The organism is Chthoniobacter sp. (genome assembly GCF_040003245.1).
Classification (GTDB): domain Bacteria; phylum Verrucomicrobiota; class Verrucomicrobiia; order Chthoniobacterales; family Chthoniobacteraceae; genus Chthoniobacter.
Map to the genome: position 1 here is coordinate 1 of NZ_JBDUCX010000070.1, position 16,791 is coordinate 16,791.

Annotated in this window: 14 protein-coding genes; 4 read left to right on the forward strand and 10 right to left on the reverse strand. The window is 62.2% G+C overall.

The features are described from left to right. Positions 1-158: 158 nt before the first annotated feature. From dhaL to ABJF10_RS11795, 3 genes are read right to left on the reverse strand one after another with little or no spacing between them, the layout of a single operon-like run. Positions 159-788 (reverse strand): dihydroxyacetone kinase subunit DhaL, encoded by a 630-nt coding sequence (gene dhaL, locus ABJF10_RS11785; protein ID WP_348544770.1) that lies wholly within the window; start codon positions 786-788, stop codon positions 159-161. 10 nt (positions 789-798) lie between these two features. Continuing rightward, positions 799-1,797, reverse strand: coding sequence for a dihydroxyacetone kinase subunit DhaK (gene dhaK, locus ABJF10_RS11790; protein ID WP_348544771.1), 999 nt, complete (start codon positions 1,795-1,797; stop codon positions 799-801). 5 nt (positions 1,798-1,802) lie between these two features. After that, positions 1,803-2,528 (reverse strand): MIP/aquaporin family protein, encoded by a 726-nt coding sequence (locus tag ABJF10_RS11795; protein WP_348544790.1) that lies wholly within the window; start codon positions 2,526-2,528, stop codon positions 1,803-1,805. A 213-nt stretch (positions 2,529-2,741) separates the two neighbouring features. Here ABJF10_RS11795 and ABJF10_RS11800 point away from each other — a divergent pair, with 213 nt between their 5' ends. From ABJF10_RS11800 to ABJF10_RS11810, 3 genes are all read left to right on the forward strand, one after another. Further along, positions 2,742-3,722: an AraC family transcriptional regulator gene (locus tag ABJF10_RS11800; RefSeq protein ID WP_348544772.1), complete on the forward strand. Its 981-nt coding sequence runs from the start codon at positions 2,742-2,744 to the stop codon at positions 3,720-3,722. 87 nt (positions 3,723-3,809) lie between these two features. Beyond that, positions 3,810-5,342 (forward strand): glycerol kinase GlpK, encoded by a 1,533-nt coding sequence (gene glpK, locus ABJF10_RS11805; RefSeq protein ID WP_348544773.1) that lies wholly within the window; start codon positions 3,810-3,812, stop codon positions 5,340-5,342. A 9-nt stretch (positions 5,343-5,351) separates the two neighbouring features. Further along, positions 5,352-6,914 (forward strand): glycerol-3-phosphate dehydrogenase/oxidase, encoded by a 1,563-nt coding sequence (locus ABJF10_RS11810; RefSeq protein ID WP_348544774.1) that lies wholly within the window; start codon positions 5,352-5,354, stop codon positions 6,912-6,914. Positions 6,915-6,935: 21 nt separating this feature from the next. On the opposite strand, the gene ABJF10_RS11815 is transcribed toward ABJF10_RS11810, so the two are convergent. From ABJF10_RS11815 to ABJF10_RS11835, 5 genes are all read right to left on the reverse strand, one after another. Continuing rightward, a complete protein-coding gene (locus ABJF10_RS11815; protein ID WP_348544775.1) occupies positions 6,936-8,984 on the reverse strand; it encodes an FAD-dependent oxidoreductase in 2,049 nt (682 codons plus the stop codon). A gap of 54 nt (positions 8,985-9,038) precedes the next feature. Then, positions 9,039-9,596: a flavodoxin domain-containing protein gene (locus tag ABJF10_RS11820; RefSeq protein ID WP_348544776.1), complete on the reverse strand. Its 558-nt coding sequence runs from the start codon at positions 9,594-9,596 to the stop codon at positions 9,039-9,041. A gap of 70 nt (positions 9,597-9,666) precedes the next feature. Next, positions 9,667-10,662 carry a glycosyl hydrolase gene (locus ABJF10_RS11825; protein ID WP_348544777.1) on the reverse strand — a complete coding sequence of 332 codons (996 nt, stop codon included), beginning with the start codon at positions 10,660-10,662 and terminating at the stop codon, positions 9,667-9,669. Between the two features lie 758 nt (positions 10,663-11,420). Further along, positions 11,421-11,747, reverse strand: a complete 327-nt coding sequence (locus tag ABJF10_RS11830; protein WP_348544778.1) for a DMT family protein — start codon at positions 11,745-11,747, stop codon at positions 11,421-11,423. 85 nt (positions 11,748-11,832) lie between these two features. Then, positions 11,833-12,927: a glycosyl hydrolase gene (locus ABJF10_RS11835; RefSeq protein WP_348544779.1), complete on the reverse strand. Its 1,095-nt coding sequence runs from the start codon at positions 12,925-12,927 to the stop codon at positions 11,833-11,835. A 128-nt stretch (positions 12,928-13,055) separates the two neighbouring features. Between ABJF10_RS11835 and glsA the strand changes: the two genes are divergently transcribed. Next, entirely contained in the window at positions 13,056-14,903 is a 1,848-nt protein-coding gene (glsA, locus tag ABJF10_RS11840; protein WP_348544780.1) for a glutaminase A, read from the forward strand. 5 nt (positions 14,904-14,908) lie between these two features. Here glsA and ABJF10_RS11845 read toward each other — a convergent pair whose 3' ends face one another. Continuing rightward, the gene (locus ABJF10_RS11845; protein ID WP_348544781.1) at positions 14,909-16,117 is read right to left on the reverse strand and encodes a DUF5009 domain-containing protein; all 1,209 of its coding nucleotides are present in this window, start codon (positions 16,115-16,117) and stop codon (positions 14,909-14,911) included. A gap of 68 nt (positions 16,118-16,185) precedes the next feature. After that, a complete protein-coding gene (locus ABJF10_RS11850; protein ID WP_348544782.1) occupies positions 16,186-16,788 on the reverse strand; it encodes a flavin reductase family protein in 603 nt (200 codons plus the stop codon). Between the last annotated feature and the right edge of the window lie 3 nt (positions 16,789-16,791).

The window sequence follows — 16,791 nt, forward strand, 5'->3', positions numbered from 1 at the left end:
TTGGTCCCGAGATCGGTATGATTCTCCCCGGCTCCCGCTGCGATCACGATCGGCAGCTTCGGTCCAGCCATGGCGACCACCAGATCCTTGAGCGCCAGTGCCATCGCGTGGCTGTGGGAGACGAGAACCAGGCCGACCATAGGGCATAGGAACGCCGTTCAGCCCTGAACGGCGCCCAGCAAAGCTTCGAGGAGCAACGCGGACGACGTCGCACCGGGATCCTTGTGGCCGATACTCCGCTCGCCCAGGTAGCTGGCGCGACCTTTGCGCGCGAGCAGGGGGATGGTTGCCTCGGCCGCCTCGCGGGCCGTGGTCACCGCACGCTCGAGCGCACCGGTCAGTGAATCGCCATTCTTCGGATGCAAAGCGGCCAGCGCCGGGGTCAGGACGTCGACCATCGTCTTGTCACCGACGACCGCTTTGCCGAGCCCCACGATACCGGCGAGCCCGGCATCGAGACAGGTGCAGAATTCCGGCAACGTGAGCTTGAGCTTTCCTTTGGCCGGCGCCGCCGCCTTGAGAAAGAAGGTGCCGTAGAGCGGTCCGCTCGCCCCGCCGACCACCGAGATGAGCGTGGTCGCCGTCGTGCGGAAGAGGCCATCGATTTCCTTACCGGCCAGCGCGTCCAGTTTCGACGGGATCGCGGCGAAGCCCCGCGCCATGTTGGCGCCGTGGTCGCCATCGCCAATCGCCGCATCGAGCTCGTTGAGTTCGTCTTTATGCGCCGGGAAGACATTGGCGCAATCGCGCAACCAGCGCTCGATGTGGGTGGAGGAAATAGCGTCCATAAAGTTCGACTCAGACTCCTTTGCGCAACGCGGGAGTGAGCACGGGTGCATCCCACAGCCTGGTCAATTCACTATCGAGTTTCAGCAGGGTGATGGCCGTGCCCGCCATCTCCAGGCTGGTGATGTAGGAGCCCACGAGGTTGCGCGTAATTTTGAGACCGGCCTTCTGCAAGAGTTGCGCGGCCCGGCGATAGACGATGTACAATTCGATGAGCGGCGTGCCGCCCAGGCCGTTGACGAACAGCAGGACTTCGTCGCCGGATTTGAAGGGCAGGTCGCTCAGGATCGGATCGACGAGCAGCTCGACGATCCCGTCGGCGGGCAGGATTTTCGCCCGACGGCGTCCGGGCTCACCGTGAATGCCCACGCCGATCTCCATTTCATCGGCCGGCAGATCGAAGGTCGGCTTGCCGATATGCGGCACCGTGCACGAAGTCAGCGCCATCCCCATGCTGCGGGCCTGGCCATTGACGCGTTGGCACAGGGCGCTCACTTCCGCCAGCGACTGTCCGGCCTCCGCCGCCGCGCCGCAGATCTTTTCCGCCAGCACCGTCGCGCCCACGCCGCGTCGCCCCGCCGTCCACGTGCTGTCCTCCACGGCCACGTCGTCATTGATGAGCACACTTTCGATCGGAATATTTTCCGCGCGCACGAGTTCGGCGGCGAGATCGAAATTCATCACATCGCCGGTGTAATTCTTGACGATCAGCAACGCGCCCTTTTCGCCGGCGACGGCCTTGGTCGCGGCTTCCATCTGGTCCGGCGTAGGACTGGTAAAAACGGCGCCGGGACAGGCGGCGTCGAGCATGCCGCGGCCGACGAAACCACCATGCATCGGCTCGTGACCGCTGCCGCCGCCGGAGATGACCGCGACTTTATTCTTCACCGGCACAGCGCGGGTGATGAAGTGAGGATGGTAATGCACCTTGAGCAAGTCTGGGTGGGCGAGCTCCATTCCCTGGAGCGCCTCGGTGACGACGTCTTCGGGCGAGTTGATGAGTTTTTTCATGGCTTTCAGAACACGATTTTAAAAAGCACGCCGGCGACGACCGCCCCCAGAAACGGACCCACGACCGGGATCCACGAGTAGCCCCAATCCGACGGCCCTTTCCCAGCGATCGGCAGGATGGCATGGGCGATGCGCGGCGCGAGATCGCGGGCAGGGTTGATCGCGTAGCCCGTGGTGCCCCCGAGCGATAGGCCGATGCCCCACACCACAGCTCCCACGAGGAACGGTGGCAGGCCGCCGGCGAGCCCCTTGCCTGTCACGGCTGGCGAGAAGATCGCTCCCACACCGATAAGCAGCACGGCCGTCCCGATCAGTTCACTGATCAAATTGGCCGGGACATTGCGGATTGCCGGTCCGGTGGAGAAGCATGCGAGCTTCAAGCCTGCGTCGGTCGTCTCTTTCCAGTGTGGAAGGTACTGCAGCCAAACCAGCGTGGCGCCGATAAACGCGCCCAGGAATTGCGCCGGCAGATACACCGCCAGCTTTGCGGTCTTGCCGCTCACGATGGCATCCCACACGGTCACCGCGGGATTGAGATGTGCGTCGGGACTGCCGAAGGTGATCGCCGCAAATACGCCGACCATCACGGCAAAGGCCCACCCGGACGCGATGACCATCCACCCAGAGCTCTGACCTTTGGATTTGTTAAGCAGCACGTTGGCCACCACGCCATCGCCAAGGAGGACGAGGAGCAGGGTGCCGATGAATTCGCCAAGGAATGGGGACATGATAGTTTACCTCCGGAAGACGGTCGCTCCCGGTTTGCATGGTGCCGGGGAGAAGGACCGAGGGATGACTACTCGAAATTTCATAGGGAGACACGCGGCCGGCTCGAGCAATTGGGGACCGCTGCGCGTCGGGTGCGTTAAAACTGCGGTCGCTGGGAAGGCGCAACAACAGCGAAAACCTTGAAAATCCTTGGATGACTTGTATAAATCTTAGGTATGCAGATCGCTCCCACCCCTCGGGCGCTCCTCGGCGACGCCGGCGAGGTTTGCCTGCAAGTGGCGGCGTATCTGCTGGAAGTCACGGAACAATCCCGCTTCGTGCTCCGCGTCCCCGAACTGCGCGATCACGTCGCCGATTTTCCGGGCATGCATTTTCATTTTGCGCCTGATTTCGTCGTCGGCCTGGGCGGCCGGACCCGGCTGGAATTCATGCACGAAGTGATCACCCTCGAACGCTTCGAGATTGCGGTGATTCCGACCGGCATCCCGCATCGCGAGGTGCCATTGGCGCGCGCTGGTGAGCCTTTCCAGAATCTCGTCGTCAGCGTTTACAACCAGACGATCCGCGTTCAGTTCGTGCGCTCCGAGGCGGGCGCGCAGACCCTTCTTGTTGAGCACGCGCATTTCGATTCCGCGAAGGATCAGTTGCTCGTCCAGTATCTCGAGGAGTTGGGTGAGATCTACCATAGCCGTGAGGAGCAGCGGCACTTCGGCATCAAGGGCCTGATTCTTACCTACCTGAGCACGCTCGCCGGAATCGTCCAGCACGCGCACGAGGCGCCCCCTTCCGAGAAATTGAAGGTTTCGCAGGCCAAACGCTACGTGCAGGAGTACCTCGGCTCGGAGGAACTCAGCGTGAAGTATCTTGCGGAACTCCTGCACTGCTCGGCGGATTACCTTTCCTCCGTCTTTCACCATGAAACCGGCCATCGGCTGATTTCCTACATCAACCACGAGCGCATCAAGGCCGCGCGGAGCATGTTGCGGAACACCGCGCTGAGCATCTCGGAAGTCGCTTATGCGCTGGGGTTCGAGAGCCAGGCATACTTCAGCCGGGTCTTCAAGCAAGTGGCCCTCAAGACGCCCACCGATTTTCGTAAGTCCATCGAGCACTCGATGGTCGAATTGGAAGGACGTCCCCATACGATCTGCGCCACCCGTCTGCCGTGCCCGACAGGAAACGGCAACCCGGCGTAGCCGATTGGCGACCTCGAATGTCCGCTATTTGATTTTCTTCCCAAGCGGGTCGTCATTCTCTCCCGCCCCCAACCCCCAAAACATCCCATGTCTTTCATTCTCGCTTTCGATTCCGGGACCACGAGCGTGCGTGCCATCGTCTTTGACCGCGAGGGCCAAATCCGGTCCGTGGCCCAAAAGGAAATTCGCCAGATTTTTCCCAAGCCGGGCTGGGTGGAGCAGGATCCGCAGGAAATCTGGTTCTCGCAAATCACCGTGGCCGTGGAGGCGCTGGCCCGGGCCCGCATTCGCCCCAGCGACATCGCGGGCGTGGGCATCACCAACCAGCGTGAGACCACGGTAGTCTGGGACCGCAAGACGGGTGAGGCCGTTTACAACGCGATCGTTTGGCAGGATCGCCGCACCGCCGAAGCCTGCGACAAACTCCGCGCTGCCGGCCACGACAAGCAAATCCGCAAACGCACCGGACTGTTGCTGGACGCTTACTTCTCCGGGACCAAGATCGCCTGGATTCTGGACAATGTCCCCGGTGTCCGCAAACGGGCCGAGGCCGGCGATCTCCTCTTTGGCACGATCGACACCTGGCTGATTTGGAAACTGACCAGCGGGCATAACATCCATGTGACCGATCCGAGCAACGCCTCCCGCACCTTGCTCTATAACATTCACACCGGTAAGTGGGATAAAGACTTGCTCAAGTTATTCCGCATTCCCGCCAGCCTGCTGCCCGAGGTGCGCACGTCGAGCGAAGTCTATGGGGAGATCAGCACTTCGCTCGGTCTGCAAAAGGTGCCCATCGCGGGGATTGCGGGCGACCAGCAGGCCGCGCTCGTCGGCCAGATGTGTGTGCGTCCCGGCCAGTCCAAGAGTACCTATGGAACGGGCTGCTTCCTGCTGCAGAATCTCGGCTCCGACGCGATCACCTCGCAGAATCGCCTGCTGACCAGTGCGGCCTGCCAGATTGGAAAGAAACGGGAGTTCGTTCTCGAAGGGAGCATTTTCATTGGCGGCGCCGTGGTGCAATGGTTGCGCGACGGTTTGCAACTGGTGCGCTCGGCCAAGGAAGTCGACTTGCTGGCCGAGTCGACGCCCGACAACGGCGGCGTCTATCTTGTCCCGGCGTTTGCCGGCTTGGGCGCTCCTCATTGGGATCCTTATGCGCGCGGCCTGCTCATCGGGATCACGCGCGACACTTCGGCCGCCCACATCGCCCGCGCGGCGCTGGAAGGCGTCGCCTTTCAAGTGGCCGACCTCATCGACGCAATGCACGCCGACACTGGAAAAAAGCTCAAGGAGTTGCGCGTCGATGGCGGAGCGAGTCACAGCGCTTTCCTCATGCAGTTCCAGGCCGATCTGCTCCAGATTCCGGTGGTCCGTCCTGCCGTGACGGAAACGACCGCCCTCGGCGCCGCCTATCTCGCGGGGTTGGCCGTTGGCTATTGGAAGAGTATCGAAAGCCTCGCCAAGCAGTGGAAAGTTGAGAAAGTCTTTGAGCCGAAAATGCCGCGCTCGCAGGTCGCTGCTCTCCGGGCCCGGTGGAACGATGCCTTGGGCCGGGCCGGTAACTGGGAACTGCATCCCGGCAGCGGAAGCAAGCCAGCGAAACGCGCCAAAAAATAGGAGATCGGTATGAAACGAAACGAGATGTTGAAGCAGGTCAAGGAACGTGTGGAACCTTGGGACATGATCATTGTCGGCGGCGGCGCCACGGGCGCGGGGGTCGCGGTCGATGCCGCGACGCGTGGTTATGCCACGCTGCTGCTCGAGCAGTGTGACTTTGGCAAAGGCACTTCGAGTCGCAGCACCAAGCTCGTGCACGGCGGCGTCCGCTATCTTGAGCAAGGCAACATCTCACTCGTCATGGAAGCATTGAAGGAGCGCGGTCTGCTTCGGCAGAATGCGCCTCATTTGGTAAGCGAGTTATCGTTTGTCGTCCCCAGTTATGCCTGGTGGGAGGGTCCATTCTACGGCATTGGCCTCAAAGTTTATCAAGTGCTCTCGGGCAAGTACGGCTTCGGACCATCGCAATTGATTTCCAAGGAAGAAACTTTGAAGCGTCTGCCCAACGTCAACCCCGAAGGATTGACCGGCGGTGTGGTCTATTACGACGGACAGTTTGACGATACCCGGTTGCTCATCAATTTGATGACTACCGCGGCGGAACAAGGTGCCACGCTCCTCAATTACGCCAAAGTCACGGTGCTGCATAAGAACAGTGCCGGAGTGATCGACGGCTTGAGCTGGCAGGATGTGGAGACCGGCGAGGTTCTCCGGGCCCAGGCCAAAGTCGTCGTCAACGCGACCGGCGCTTTTACCGATTCGGTGCGCCGCCTGGCGGAAGCCGACGCCAAGCAAATCATTGCCCCGAGCCAAGGGGCGCACATCGTCCTGGATCGTTCCTTTTTACCGGGGGACACGGCCATCATGGTGCCGCACACCAGCGACGGACGCGTGATGTTCGCCATTCCCTGGCATGGGCATACGCTCGTGGGGACTACGGACACACCATTGAAACAGGCTTCGTTGGAGCCAGTCGCGCTGGATCAGGAGATCGAATTCATGCTCGAAACCGCCGGTCTCTATCTCGCCAAGCGACCCACGAAAGCCGATATCCTCAGCGTTTTTGCGGGCATCCGACCACTGGTCAAATCGGGCGAGGGAAAAAATACGGCGGCGCTGTCGCGGGATCATACCATCCACATCGACCAGAGCGGCCTGCTCAGTATTGCCGGGGGCAAGTGGACGACTTATCGAAACATGGCCCAGGACTGTGTGGATCAAGCCGGCACCTTGGGGGATCTGCCCGACAAGGATTGCGTGACCCGCACGTTGAACATCCATGGTTATCACACCAACGCGGCGAATTTCGGACTGTTGTCCTTTTACGGCTCCGATGCTCCCGCGATCCGCAGTCTGGCGAGCAAGAATCCCGATCTGGCCCGCCAACTGGATGGACAACTCCCGTACATCGAAGCCGAAGTCGTCTGGGCCGCGCGCGAGGAAATGGCCCGCACGGTCGAGGATATCCTCGCCCGCCGCACTCGCGCTCTGTTTCTCAATGCGCCAGCGGCCGTTCGAATGGCCCCGCGCGTGGCGGACATTTTGGCCAAAGAACTGGGCAAGGACGAGCAATGGAAGTCCGACCAACTCCGGGAATTCAATCAAGTGGCGGCCGGATATTTGGTTCGCTAGGTAACCGGTGTCGCCGCGACGTCAATCCGCCGGCAAAAATTGCACCGCATCCGCGACGACATAGCCATCCGTCCCCTTCGTGCCGACGGTCACGATGCCGTGTTCGTCGGCGATGAACCGGAAGGTGCCGAGGGAGATGAAGGCTTTGTCGATGGGCGGCACTTGCTTCTCGTTCACCACGATGGTCTTTTCGCCGTCGGCGGAGGTCACGGTGACCGGCACATTGGTCGCCCGGTTTGGCGCGGTGGTGTAGGCGAAGCGCACTTCGTATTTGCCGTCTTTCGGCAGGCGCGTCTCGAAGCGCGCGGTCTTCGTGCCTTTGCCTTCGTTGCCGTCGTGGTGATACATGCCTTCGACGCCGCCGGAGGAACTGCTGCCGGTCCACTCGCCGGTGTACTTCGCGTCGGCGTCGTCCACCACCGTGCCCGCCAAGTCTTGCAGCGCGATGCTGCCCGGTGGCCGCGGTAAATCGAGCACTTGCTTTTGCTCGCGCAGCTTCGCTTGCAAGGCGGCGACATCGATGTCCTGCACGGCTTTCTGCGCGCGCAGGGCCTGCACGGCGGCGAGGCCGCACGCCTGGCCCATGATCATGTATTGCGGCTCCATGCGGATCGAGCCGTAGGCCACGTGCGAGGCGGACATGCAGACCGGGACGAGCAGGTTTTCGCACTGGCTGCGTTGCGGGACTAGGCTGCGGTAGGGGATCTGGTAGGGGCGCACCGGCATGTCGAAGTTGCCTTCGTCGATCACGCTGCCGTCGTGGTCGACGAGCCGCTGCACGGCGTGGGAATCCATGATGAAGGAACCCATGCCGATCGAGTCGGGCTTGGTGAGGTGCTGCGTGCAATCATCCTGGCGCATGACGTATTCGCCGATCATGCGGCGCGCCTCGCGCACGTAGAGCGCGTAGGGCCAGTGGGCGTTGTCGTTGAATTCGTCTTTCGCCAGACCCCATTCGTTCGCTTGCCCGCGCAGTTCCGCGGGCACTTTCGGATCATTGGCCAGGAACCAGAAAAAGCCCTGCACGTAATCGATGTGGTCCTGCCAGATGTGGGCGCGCGTTTTTTCGTCGCCGTCGGGGTAGTCGTAATTGGCGCCGACGTGATCGGTGCCGACGACGAGGCCGATGGCGTTGGCGTCGAATTTCCCATTCGCGATCGGGCCGAGGTAGACGAGCTTGCTGAAGCGGATGCCCGGGAAGGCGGAGATGGTGCGCGAGAGCAGCTCGTAGCGCATGGCGTCGTAGTGCGCGGGCTTGGGAAACGGCACGCGATTTTCCGGCGTGCGCGTGACGATGACGCGAAAATTGTAGGCCTGCGTGCGTGCGTCCCCGTCGCCGACTTCGGCCCACTGGCTGTTGACGCCGGGCAGTGGGAGGCCGGCGACGTCGAGCGCGGGGATCTTCGCGGGTGTGCCGTGGACGTAGTTGAGTGCGTTCTTCGGGCCGCCGATGGAGGGCGAATCCTGCGCCATTTGCTCGACGGTCCGTGGGCGCAAGGGCGCCGGTTGAAATCCGGCCAGGGGCTCATTGTAAACGGCCCGGCTTTCGCGGCCGATGATGTAGCTGACGTCGGCCCGCGCCATGAGGTCGCCCTCGTAGGTGGCATCGATGAAGACTTTCGCCTCGTAGCGGGTGCCGTCGCTGGCCATGAGCGATTCGACGCGGTTGCCGTCGCGGGAGACAGCCTTGATTTTCCGGCCGGTGATGACGCGCACTTTGCCTTCCTGCAGCAGGGCTTGGAAGGTCGCCATGTTGGCCTGCGGTTCGGCATACCACAGCGGCGTGCCGGGTTTGCTGGCCGCCGCCCGGGTGAAGAATTCGCGCGCGATGCCGCCGATGACTTTCTCGTTGCCCACATCGGTGCTCGCAAGTCCGCCAGTCACCATGCCGCCGATCCATTTCGTGGGCTCGATGACGATGACGGACGCGCCTTCGCGCGCCGCCGCCAGGGCCGCGCTCAAGCCGCCCGGTGTCGCGCCATAGACCAGCACGTCGCACGTCTCCGCCGCCGGGACGCGCCCGGCGCAGAGCAAAATGGAGAGGAGGGCGGCAAGGGGAGCGATGCGCATCTCCGTCGTCTAGAGAAAGCCGGGGCGGCTGTCAGTATCTTCCGCAGGGTGCGCCTACCCCGGTGGCATGCGTTGCGCGAGCTTGGTCTTGGGATGCTGGTCCTGGCGACCGTGCACGAAGACGGCGGTCCATTCCGCGAGCCGCTGGCCGAGCAACCGGCAGGTCGCCGCGTCGTCCTCGCCGCGCGGCTCCTTGGCCACCACCGCGCCGTAGTGCAGTGTGCGCAACTTCGCGGAGTAATCGGTCACGCCGAAGACGAGGAAGCCGAAGTTCATCAGCACCGTCAGGATCGCCTGGCAGGCCAACTCCATGCCGCCACCCCATCCGCCGGCCGAGCTAAAGGCGCAGGCGATCTTGCCGTCGATCTCCATCCAGTGCTCGCCCATCGTCTCGTCCCAAAAGCGTTTCATCTTCCATGAGAGCAGGCCCATGTTCGTGGGGCTGCCCACGGCCAGGCCATCGCACCACACGACGTCTTCCGTCGTCGCCTCATCGACCGAGCGCACGCGCACTTCCGTCTCGGAAACCAAAGCTGCGCCTTCCGCCACGAGCTTCGCCATGGTGGCCACATTGCCTGTCTTGGAATCGTAGAGGACGAGGATCCGGTTCATCCGCGCGTTGTATCAATCGCCGCGCGCCCCGCAACGTCCCAAGTGACCCGGTCGCTGCTTCGTGGCGCGCTCAGGGCCCCTTGAAGAGCTCGAGATATTTCTTGGAGGCCAGCGGAAACTCCGTTTGCTCCGGGCCCTTGTTCCCCGGCGAGATCTGGTGATTCCCGTCGTGGGCGTGGATATCGAAATAGACGTGGAAGGCCACCCGATTGGCGGGGTTCATGATGAAAGAGTGCATCTGCTCGACGAAGTAAGCGTTGTCCAAGCCATCCTTGTTGCCCTTGCTGCTGCTCACGCCCCACTCCGGGATCGCCAGGGGCTTTTTGTGCTCGGTCGCAAATTTCGCCCAGAAGGCGAGGCCGTGGGAGTAATTGAGAATCCACTGGTCCCATACTTTGTGACGGCGCTCCTCGATCTTCACCGGGTCTTCACCGGCCGGCCAAGGGTAGGTGTTGGGCAGCCACGATTGGTCGTAGACGTCGACACCGATGTAGTCGACCCAGTCATCTCCCGGCCACGCCTGTTCCGCCGGGAACGCCTGGTAGCCATTGGCCGGATTCCAGCAGAACTTCAGGCCTTCCGCGCCTTTCACCGCGTGCATGGTCTTCACGATCTGGCGCCAATACTCGCTAAAGGCCCCGGGGTTTTCCTTGGCCCGCCAGCCGTACCAGCCGCCATTGAATTCCCAGCCCAGGCGAATGATCGTGTTGCCCATCTTGCGCGACACCAGCGCCTCGGCGAACTTCGCGAAATGGTGATTGTAAGCGCCGGTGGCCCCCTTCTCCAGGGACACGGCTTCGCCCTTATCGATGGTGCCGGCGGTCGGGCCGGTGCGACCCCACGGTCCCGCGAGCATCGGCACGGCGAGAATGAGCTGGCGGCCGGGCTTTTGAGTGACCCATTTCGCCCACGGATTCAGCAGCCAGCTCGGCCCCTCGAGATTGTCCCAGGATTCCGAACCATCGAATTCACCGGCGAGATCGACGGGCCGGCCAAGCCATTGGGAAAAGGCATCGATCCCCGCCGGATTCAAGGCCCCGCGAAAGATGCCCAAGGTCGGTGGCACTGAGGGGGAAGGAACGCTGTCCGCCGCCAGCGAACATAAAGCCAGACCCACAAAGACGACTCCCGCAAGAAAAGGACAACGCATTCGTCGACGGCCCACACCCTGCCAGACCGTGTCGTTGCTGGCAAGAATGAAGCGGTCTACGCGGCTGAATCAACGTCAGCCCGTCGCGCGCAATTCGCGAATGCTCCTTAAGCAGAGAGTGTTGCAGCGGCCCCTGTTTTGCGGCGTGCCGTGTAAATTTTCCGCAATGGACCCAATGGAACCAATGGAGCAATGCACTTTTTTCGTGATGTCATGCGATGCTTACCTGCGTGAACTCCGACCATTCCCACTACCCTCGCCACGGCGAGACCGCCGGGTTTGCGCACCGGAAAAATCCCCCCGCAAGTCAAGGTGCCCGGGGCGAAGAAAAGGCAGCCGATTTAAGGTGCAGAATTTTTTTCCATCGACGCCGTGCGCGCCAACTACCGAAAGTCGTTTAGTTGTAATAAGACGCTTGAGCGTTGGCCGCAAACCGCCTGGCGAGGCCTATCACTCGTCCAGAGTAAAAATAGGCCAGTCAAGGCGGGTCAAGGCGGGTCAAGGCGGGTCAAGGGTCTTTTTTTGCGCCCAGCCGCCGTGCACGCATGCTGCTCGAATTAGTGAATACCATTCCATGGCATCTCAGTGGCCGAAAGGCGGGTAAGCGAGAAATGGAGATTATGCCCCAAAGGACTCACTTTTCAGTCTCTGTGAGGCGGAGCGCCGCTGGGTGCTCAAAATTTGAAGGCGAAATAGACGGCGCCGACGATGAGCGTGTAGGAGACGCCGATGTTCCATTTGATGGGCGTGCGGAAAAGCGCGAACGCCACGACCGTAAAGACGACCAGCGTGATGCATTCCTGCAAGACCTTGAGCTGCGGCACGCTCCACTCGGCGGAGCCGAGACGATTGGCCGGCACCTGGAACATATACTCGAACAACGCGATGCCCCAGCTCGCGAGGATCACGATCCAGAGCGGCTGGTCCTTGAACTTGAGGTGGCCATACCACGCCAGGTTCATGAAGGTATTCGAGAGGGTGAGCAGGAGCACGGTTTTCATGATGCACCCAGTTATCGCAGGGCCACGCCCCCACGGTCGCGCACGAAATAGTGGAGCCCTGCGTTTGCTGCAGCGGGACTCGCTGCTACGGCTTCGCGGTGACGCTGAACAATTCTCGGAATTTCGCTGCCGATCGCGGGAACTCGGTGCCTTCCTTTTTCCCGGTACCCGCGACGCCGGGGGAGAGCTGATGGCGGTGGTCCGATTCGTTGATGTCGAAATAGCACTGGAAGGCCACGTGGTTCGCGGGGTCATTTAGGAAGGTGTGCATCTGCTCGATGAAGTACGGGTTGTCCAGGCCGCCGTGGCCGTGATCGGCGTGGTTGAGACCCCATTCGGGAACGGCGAGCGGCTTGCTGTGTTCGCGGGCAAATTTCGTCCAGAACGTCAACCCGCGTGCGCTGTTCAAGATCCACTCGTCCCACACTTTGCGATGCCGCGCTTCGATCTCCGCGGCAGTCGCATTGGCGGGCCACGGATAGGTGTCGGCACTCCACGTTTCGTCGTAGACATCGACGCCGACGAAGTCAACGAACGCATCGCCCGGCCACGCCTGGTCCGCGGGAAAGTCCTGGTCTCCGAGCGTGGGGTTCCAGCAGAACTTCAAGTGCTCCGCGCCAGGTACTGCGCGCATGGTCGCGACGATCTGCCGCCAGTACTCGGCAAAGGCTTCGGTCCTGCCCTTCGCGTGCCAGGCGTACCAGCCGCCGTTGAACTCCCACGCCGGGCGCAGGATTGTGTTGGTGAGTTTGTAACGGACGAGGTTTTCCGCGAGGTCGTGAAAGTAGGCGTTGTAGTCGCCGTGCGCGCCTTTTTCGAGGGACACCGGCTCGCCGACTCCCTTGCCGCCCTGCTTCGGGCCGCTGCCATCGGGAGGACCGGCGAGAATCGGCACGGCCAGCACCAGGCGTCGCCCGGGCTGCACGTTGACCCACTTGCCCCACGTCTCCAGCCACCAAGTGGGCCAGCCCACGTTGTCCCACGATTCGCCGCCGATGAAGTCCAGCGCCCACACACTCGGTCTTCCCAGCCATGCGGCGAAGGCGTCCACTCCCGCCGTTCCGTTCGGCCAGTGATAAGTACCCAGCGCCGGCTCGGTAGCGCCGGGTTCAGCGGCGCGCACGGGCGAGAGCAGCAGCGTGAGGAAACAGAGGATCGAACGACGGAAAAGCGCGGTCATACTTGCCTGAAGCTGGGGGCGGACGGGATGGCGAGACAAGTGCGCATTTATACGTTCGGGCTTGTTATCATCTCGCAATTCCCTTTTATACGCGGGTTCGCGCGCCTGTCGGCTCACCGGGAACAGTCATGACAGCAGAAAAAACCTCGCTTACTTCGTCTCCCATCAGCGATCAGCTCGAAGAATTGCACCGCACGTTCTCGAGCATCGGTGAGGGCGCCGTCGCCACCTATATTCCGGAGCTGGCCAAGGCCAATCCCAATTGGTTCGGCATCTGCATCGTCACCACCAACGGCGGCATCTATGAAGCGGGCGATTCGCGGCAGGAATTCACGATCCAATCCATCTCGAAGCCGTTCGTCTACGGCCTCGCGCTCGAGGATCATGGCCGCAGCGAAGTCTTGAAAAAGGTCGGCGTCGAACCCACCGGCGACGCTTTCAATTCCATCTCGCTCGATCCGGTCACCGGCACGCCGCGCAACCCGATGATCAATGCCGGCGCCATCGCCAGCACGGGCCTGATCGAAGGGCGCACCCCGCAAGTACGCATCAATCGGATCCTGGAAATGTTCGGCCGCTACGTGGGGCGCGACCTCAAGGTGGACGCGGGCGTTTACGCCTCGGAGAGTGCCACCGGCCATCGCAACCGGGCCATCGGTTTCATGCTGCGCAATTTCAATGTGCTCGAGCAGGATCCCATGCCCATCGTGGAGACTTACTTTCAGCAGTGCTCCATCCTGGGCCACTGTCGCGACCTCGCCACCATGGCCGCCACGCTGGCCAACCGCGGCGTCAATCCACTCACGGGGGTGCAGGCCATTCGGGGCGAGTACGTGGAAAGTGTGCTCGGGGTCATGGGGACGTGCGGCATGTACGACTATGCCGGCGAGTGGCTCTATGATGTAGGCATGCCGGCGAAAAGCGGCGTCGCCGGCGGCGTGATCGCCGTACTCCCCGGACAGCTCGGCATCGGGGTGTTCTCGCCACCGCTGGATGCCAAGGGCAATAGCGTCCGAGGCGTCCGCGTATGCAGTGCACTATCGCGACGCTGGGACTTGCACCTTTTCAACCGTCCCGGCATCGGCAAGTCGGTCGTCCGGCTGCGCCTCAACGCCGCAGAGTTCAACTCCAGCCGGGTGCGCTCGCTGCCGGAGAACGAAATCCTCCGTGAGCACGGGCGCCGCATCCAGGTCTTTCAACTCCAGGGCAATCTGGTCTTCGCGACCGCCGAGTACGTCGTGCGTGAATTGACGGAATGCACGGGCCTGGAGTGCCTCATCCTCGACTTCCGTTACGTGGTCTCGATCAACGAAAGCGCCGCTCATCTCTTTCACGACATCCTCTGCAACTTGCACGCGGCTGGCTGCGTCGTCTTGTTCACTGGGCTCGGCAATAACTCGCCGCTGCGCCGCCTCATTCGCACCCGGCTGGGCGATCGCTCCGAGGATCTCTTCCGCACCTTCGAGGATCTCGACGGCGCGCTGCAGTGGTGTGAGGACCGGCTCCTCGCGCGCGTTATGCCGAGCATTCCGGACACGAGCATCGCCGTCACCCGCTATGAATTGCTCAACGGCTTGAGCCGGGAAGAAATGGCGATCGTCCAGAAATTCTTTGAGCGCCGCAATTTCGCCGTTGGCGAAGTGATCATCCAGGCAGGCGAGCCCGCGCATGAACTTTTCCTGCTGACGCGCGGGGTGGTGAGCGTTTTCCTCCCGCTGGACGACGGCCGTCGCAAGCGCCTGGCCACGTTTTCGCCCGGCATGGCGTTCGGTGAAATGGCCATGATCGACCACGCGCCCCGCAGCGCGACGATCATTGCCGATACCGATGTCTCCTGCGATCTGCTCACGATCGGCAAGCTCACCGCGCTCGGTGCGGTGCACCCGAAAATCAAGATCCACATCCTCGAGAATCTCAGCCTCGACCTCTGCCGCAAGCTGCGCAAAGCCAACCGCGAAATCGCCCAGTTGGTGTAGGCGCCTTAGATTCGCAGGAAGATCTTCTTCCGCCACATGGCGTAGAGAATGAGCCAGAGCGCGCCGACCACGCAGACCCCTAGCACGAAGGGCGCATAAGCCGGGCCGAAGATGTTGAAAGCATTGGCGCCGAGATGGGTCTTCCAGGCGTCGCGAATAAAATTCGGAAAAAGGTGATCCATGAGATAGGCCGCGATGGAATTCATGCCGATGACCGTGAGCGGAAAAGCCCAGCGCCGGTAGCCGCTCAGGTCGATGACGCGGTAAAAAATGGCCAGCCCGAGAAAGCACCAACCCGCGCTAAAGAGCACCCAGGATGGAGTCCAGATGCGTTTCACCACCGGGCAAATGCCGGTCGCTCCGAGCAGCCAGCCGAGAGCAATTCCGGTGATGCCGGCGATGAGCAGCCAGCCTACTTTCCCGGACCCGGTGCACTTGCCGTGGAGGACTTCGCCGGCGATCAAGCCGAGGAGCATCGTGCCGAGCGTAGGGATGAAACTGAGCGTCGCGTAGCCGCCTTGATTGAAGAGGAACGGCTTTTCTCGTGGAAAGAGATTCAGGAACCACGTGTCGAAAGCCCACGCGAGGTTGGTGTTCTTGTTCCAGTGGGCAGCGAAGCCGGTGGCATTGCCGATGAAATCGGGAGTGACGCCGGCCCGCGCCCAATCGAAATCCGCGCCGGGCAATGGCCAGTAGGCGAAGGCGAGCCAGTAGCCCACCAGGATGACGAGGAGCGCCAGCCACTGCACGCGCACCGACCGGAGGGCGAACAGGTAGAGAAATCCATAGCCGAGGCCGATCTGTGTGAGCGTGTCTTCGAAGGTGAAATTCGTCTGCACCCGTCCGGTGGAACGAAGAAAGATGCCCAACAGGATGAGAATGAGCGCGCGCAGAAACGCGTGGCCGGTGACAGCTTCTGCGGATTGCCCACGCGCCCGGCGATTGCCAATCGAGAATGGCAGCGCCACGCCGACCAGGAACGAGAACGAGGGCTGGATCATGTCGTGCAGGACGCATCCGGTCCACGCGACGTGTTCCTGTTGTGTAGCGAAGAAGGCCCACACATCGGACCCGGGTAGCGCCTTCGCGACGGCGGCGGTTCTCAATTGCTCGGCAAGGAGCAGGAACATGACGAGGCCGCGATAGGCGTCGATGGAGCCCAGTCGCACCGGTGCAGGTGCGGGCGAGCTGGGTTCGGCAACGGCGGTGCTCATGGGCTGAGGCGGTATCCAGCCCAAAGCGCGCGCGCCTTTCGATCAAAATCGACGCCCTTTTGGAGGGGCTACGCCGGACGCACCATCTCGAAACGGTCGCGCGTGCGGGTGTACCAATGGGGACTGGCCATGCGGCCGATGACGTGGAACGCCTCGGTGCGGACCCGCATGGTCTCGGGGTCGAAGAGCGCATCGCGGATGTGCACGCGCTTGACCACGCCGATGATCAGGCGGTTGTTGCCGATCTGCAGCGTGGCCCATTCCGCGCACTCGAGACTCGCGGGCGCTTCCGCGATGCGCGGCGGCTTCACTGCTGACGAAGGCGCGGTCGTCAACCCGGCGAGGCCGAGCTCGTTCGTTCCGTAGGGCACGGACGCGGCCGTCTTGTTCATCGCCTCGGCGAGGTCTTCATCCACAAGGTTTACGACAAACTCGTGGGTGAGGCGAACATTGCGCGCGGTGTCCTTGGGCGTCCCATCTTCGCGATCACCGGGACAGAAACCAACGATCGGAGGTTCGGCGCCGAGCACATTGAAAAAGCTGAATGGCGCGGCGTTGACCACTCCCTCCGGGCTGAGCGTCGTGACCCAGGCGATGGGTCGCGGGGTGACGAGTGAAGCGAGGACCGCGTAGGCGCGGTCGGCATGTTGGCCTTCGAGATCGAGTTCCATGGT

What these genes read in the sequence shown, in the direction of transcription:
- dhaL (WP_348544770.1), bottom strand. Translation starts at nt 788, where the DNA reads ATGGACGCTATTTCCTCCACCCACATCGAGCGCTGGTTGCGCGATTGC.
- dhaK (WP_348544771.1), bottom strand. Translation starts at nt 1,797, where the DNA reads ATGAAAAAACTCATCAACTCGCCCGAAGACGTCGTCACCGAGGCGCTC.
- ABJF10_RS11800 (WP_348544772.1), top strand. Translation starts at nt 2,742, where the DNA reads ATGCAGATCGCTCCCACCCCTCGGGCGCTCCTCGGCGACGCCGGCGAG.
- glpK (WP_348544773.1), top strand. Translation starts at nt 3,810, where the DNA reads ATGTCTTTCATTCTCGCTTTCGATTCCGGGACCACGAGCGTGCGTGCC.
- ABJF10_RS11810 (WP_348544774.1), top strand. Translation starts at nt 5,352, where the DNA reads ATGAAACGAAACGAGATGTTGAAGCAGGTCAAGGAACGTGTGGAACCT.
- ABJF10_RS11815 (WP_348544775.1), bottom strand. Translation starts at nt 8,984, where the DNA reads ATGCGCATCGCTCCCCTTGCCGCCCTCCTCTCCATTTTGCTCTGCGCC.
- ABJF10_RS11820 (WP_348544776.1), bottom strand. Translation starts at nt 9,596, where the DNA reads ATGAACCGGATCCTCGTCCTCTACGATTCCAAGACAGGCAATGTGGCC.
- ABJF10_RS11830 (WP_348544778.1), bottom strand. Translation starts at nt 11,747, where the DNA reads ATGAAAACCGTGCTCCTGCTCACCCTCTCGAATACCTTCATGAACCTG.
- ABJF10_RS11835 (WP_348544779.1), bottom strand. Translation starts at nt 12,927, where the DNA reads ATGACCGCGCTTTTCCGTCGTTCGATCCTCTGTTTCCTCACGCTGCTG.
- glsA (WP_348544780.1), top strand. Translation starts at nt 13,056, where the DNA reads ATGACAGCAGAAAAAACCTCGCTTACTTCGTCTCCCATCAGCGATCAG.
- ABJF10_RS11845 (WP_348544781.1), bottom strand. Translation starts at nt 16,117, where the DNA reads ATGAGCACCGCCGTTGCCGAACCCAGCTCGCCCGCACCTGCACCGGTG.
- ABJF10_RS11850 (WP_348544782.1), bottom strand. Translation starts at nt 16,788, where the DNA reads ATGGAACTCGATCTCGAAGGCCAACATGCCGACCGCGCCTACGCGGTC.